Below are 1,499 nucleotides of genomic sequence, written 5' to 3'. Positions count from 1 at the left end.
TAAAATTCATTCATCGTCCTCCGTGTATTCATCCTCTTCANCCCACGGGGGCAGATCGTCCCCGGGATCGTCATAGTCCTCCAGTTCCTCGTCATAGCCCTCCACGGGCCCGGCGGCCTTTTCCTGTTTCGGGCGGTAAACCTTAAAATACCAGCCAGCTCCGCCGCCGATCAGCGCAAGACCCAGCACCAGCAGGAGCATCCCGGAATTACTTTTCTTTTCGGGTTCGGGTTCCGGTTCCGGCTCCGGGGCTGGGGCAGGTTCTGGCTCCGGCTCCGGCTGGGGAGCGGGCGGCTCCTCGATGATCTCAGCCAGTGCCATAAGGTCGGCCTCAGTAACGGCATTGAGGAAATACACATTTTCGTCGCCCCGCTGGCGGTCAATCACCAGATAAAAAATGTTCTCGTTGGGCGTGGTGATGGTGAAAAATTCCTTGCCGTCCCCGTCCGTGGCATTGTCTACCACCGTCCCGGTGCCCTCCGGGGTAAACGGGTTCGGCTCCGGCTCGGGTTCCTCCGCCGCAGGGGGCTCGGGGTCATAGCCGCCTGTGCCGTCCATAAATTCCTCGCCGCCCCCGGCATAGGCGGTGGCGCTAAACCCGCATAAAAGAACAGCGGCAAAGAGCGCCGCTGTTAAGACTCGAAATCGTTTCATATTCCGTTTTCCTCCTTTTCCGCAGTAGGGGCGGCTCCAGACTTCGGGACACTTTGTCCCAAAGTCCCGCCGTTTTTCAACTTTTCAAACAACAGGGGGAGCTGTGCAAGTGGGATGCTCATACCCCGCACGATGTCCACAATCTCGCTGTTTTCCGCCTCCAGCTTGTTTTTCTCCAGCTCCTTGAGCCGTGCCTGCTGGTCGGCGATTTTGGCCTTGACCTTATCAATCTCGGCCTGGATTTTCATACTTTTGGTTGTTGCCATAGAATACCTCCAATCACGGCAGACGCCCATAGGCGTATAGATGAGACTGCCAGTAGTTTGTATTTAGGTTTGCGTATCCGATGGGATCTCCACAGTGGAGCATCCGCCCGTCCCCTACATAAATCCCACAGTGGCTCACGCCCGATGTGTTATAGGTGCCTTTGAAAAACACAAGGTCGCCGGGCTTGGGGGAGCTTACCGGGGTACACAGGTTATAGAGCCCCTGGGCAGTTTGGCGGCCCACATTCCAGCCGGAATGGTTGATAACCCACGATAAATAGCCAGAGCAGTCAAAGGATGTGGCCGGGGAGCTCCCGCCCCACACATAGGGGTAGCCAATGTACTTCTGCGCCTCCGAGAGCATGGCGGCGAAAGTTTCATCGTCCAGATATTCCCCCGGAACCTCGTAGCCTTGGGGCGGGTTGGTAATGTATCTGTCCACATAGGGGGAGTCCGGGAACAGGTCGGGCCTGTTTCCCACGGTAGACATATAGATGGCGTACCGGGACATCTGCTCCTCGCTCATAAAATACACAGGCAGATGGGACAGGTTTTTGTTTTCCAGCGTCACATAGCAGA

Annotated in this window: 3 protein-coding genes; all 3 read right to left on the bottom strand. The window is 56.5% G+C overall.

The window, feature by feature from the left end:
• Positions 1 to 6: 6 nt before the first annotated feature.
• On the bottom strand, positions 7 to 654 hold the full coding sequence (locus JX325_RS16580; RefSeq protein ID WP_204792134.1) for a CD1107 family mobile element protein: 648 nt from the start codon (positions 652 to 654) through the stop codon (positions 7 to 9).
• Positions 651 to 920: a DUF4315 family protein gene (locus tag JX325_RS16575; RefSeq protein ID WP_204792133.1), complete on the bottom strand. Its 270-nt coding sequence runs from the start codon at positions 918 to 920 to the stop codon at positions 651 to 653. The genes JX325_RS16580 and JX325_RS16575 overlap by 4 nt, the downstream gene beginning before the upstream one ends.
• 13 nt (positions 921 to 933) lie before the next feature.
• The coding region (locus tag JX325_RS16570) for a C40 family peptidase (RefSeq protein ID WP_204792132.1) at positions 934 to 1,499 on the bottom strand (566 nt) is incomplete at its 5' end.

Origin of the sequence: Oscillibacter sp. CU971 (assembly GCF_905219725.1) — a bacterium.
GTDB lineage: Bacteria > Bacillota > Clostridia > Oscillospirales > Oscillospiraceae > Oscillibacter.
Note: the sequence above shows the minus strand (reverse complement) of the source record. Positions and strands in the feature narration are given on the sequence as shown.

Coding starts and splice junctions, on each gene's coding strand:
- JX325_RS16575 (WP_204792133.1), bottom strand. CDS start 920: ATGGCAACAACCAAAAGTATGAAAATCCAGGCCGAGATTGATAAGGTC.